This is a genomic window from Gammaproteobacteria bacterium, from assembly GCA_033720895.1.
Classification (GTDB): domain Bacteria; phylum Pseudomonadota; class Gammaproteobacteria; order Natronospirales; family JAJUFS01; genus JAWWBS01.
In genome coordinates, this window is record JAWWBS010000121.1 from 1 (window position 1) to 1,759 (window position 1,759).

1 protein-coding gene is annotated in these 1,759 nt (G+C 60.7%); it reads right to left on the reverse strand.

The features are described from left to right. Positions 1-1,422 (reverse strand): AsmA family protein (locus tag R3217_10775; protein MDX1455927.1); only part of this gene is annotated, 1,422 nt, incomplete at its 3' end. Positions 1,423-1,759 lie beyond the last annotated feature (337 nt).

Genomic DNA, 1,759 nt, shown 5'->3' on the forward strand with positions numbered 1-1,759 from the left:
GCGCGCCGTGTCACGACGGGCATCTACACGGATGTCACCCGAGTAGCTACCTTCATACAGCGAGGCCCTGGCTGGGTGCAGGCGAAGCTGATCCTTGCGCGCATCCACACCGACTTCGATATCGCTGGAACGAATGCCCATAAACGTCAGCTTGCCAATGCCCAGGGTGCCGAGCACATCCAGCCCGCGCAGCATCTCGACGGGAATGGCAACATCTTCGCTGGACGCGTCCCCACCGGTCGGCGAGTCGCTCGCTGGCGGCAAGTAACGATCGGCATCGATCGCATCCAGTACGAGGTCGAATCGCAATGCCATGCGCTCGAAATCTTCGACCGACAGCGTACCTGAGATGTTGCTGTCATCGAGGTCGATAGCCAGGGATTCCAGTGCGGCCCGTTGCGCCGTTCCGGAGAATTTGAAACTTGCGGCCACGTCATTCAGCACCTTGTCATCAGCAGTGACGGGCGCTTCGATATCCAGTGCGGCCATGGCGCGCTGCGGGGTGAAAGAGGGCAGCTTGGCATCACCCTGGTACGCGAGTGCTGCGGACCAGTTCCTGACCTGCATGTCGAGTTGCGGCGACATGCCCAGGACCTCGACAGTCAGCGATTTGATCTCGGCCACCTCGGCTTTTAGCCCGGCCTCGATTCGTTCCCAGCGAATCGACACGGGAAGCTCCCCATTGCCGGGCACTGCCTCCCCCGAGAGAAGCAGCTCGAGCTCGCCGGCATCGAGCCCGTAGGCATCGCCTTCCGGATCTGCCCGGAGCCGGGTCGCCAGGGCCGCGGTGCCGCCAATATTCGACGAAGCCAGCTCGAATTCGGTATTCAAGGACAAGCTGGTATCGAGCGGCAGACTGATGGCATCAATATCAAGGTTGAATGCCTGCATGACAAACTCGACACCTGCCGCAGCATCGCTGTAACGGAGCTCGGCATTCTCGACCAGCACACCCTGTACTCGGAAGTCGGGGCCTTTGGTCGCCGGTTCGCTGGAGCTCTCCTGCCCGGTGCCATCGCCGGCCGCCAGGTCTGACCAGTTGTCTTCACCATTGGCATGGCGAGACAGGCGAACTGTCGGGCCGACCAGGACAACCTTGGCAATTTCCACGCGATCCGAAAACAACGACAGGAGTCGAACGCGGATGTCGACGCGCTCCAGGCTGGCAAACACGCTGTCATCGAATCCCGCAGGATTGCCCAGCGACGCACCATTCACGGTAACGCCCAGCCATGGAAAAACCGAAAGTTCGAGATCACCTTCGATGGCGAACTTGCGACCTGTCGCCTCCTCGACCTCGGCAACAATCCGAGGCTTGAAGTCATTCGCATCCACCAGCATTGGCGCCACCAGCGCCGCCAGGATCACCAGGCCCAGGAGTACCCCCAGGAAGAGCAATGATCGCTTCAAAAGCTTGTGCATAGCAGACCTCGGCAAACAGGAAGTGGCCCCCAGTATAAGGAAGCCATCGCACAGATTGCAGGGATCAGAGCAGTAGAATTGAGCGGTGCCCCGACCAGGATATGGGTGGTAGTTGCACCCAACCAGCCATAGGGGGGGGAATGGGGCACCGCTCAATATCGGAACAGGCGCCTAGACTTTCACGGATTGTCAGCCGGGCCCATCAGGAAGACGCCGGTTTCACGGCGCCAATCCCAGGTCCGTTCAGTCATCGATACTGATCAGGCCCGTCCGGATCGCGTACTTGACCAGGCCGGGCACGTTCCGGATGCCCGTGTTGTCCATCAGCTGGGCCCGA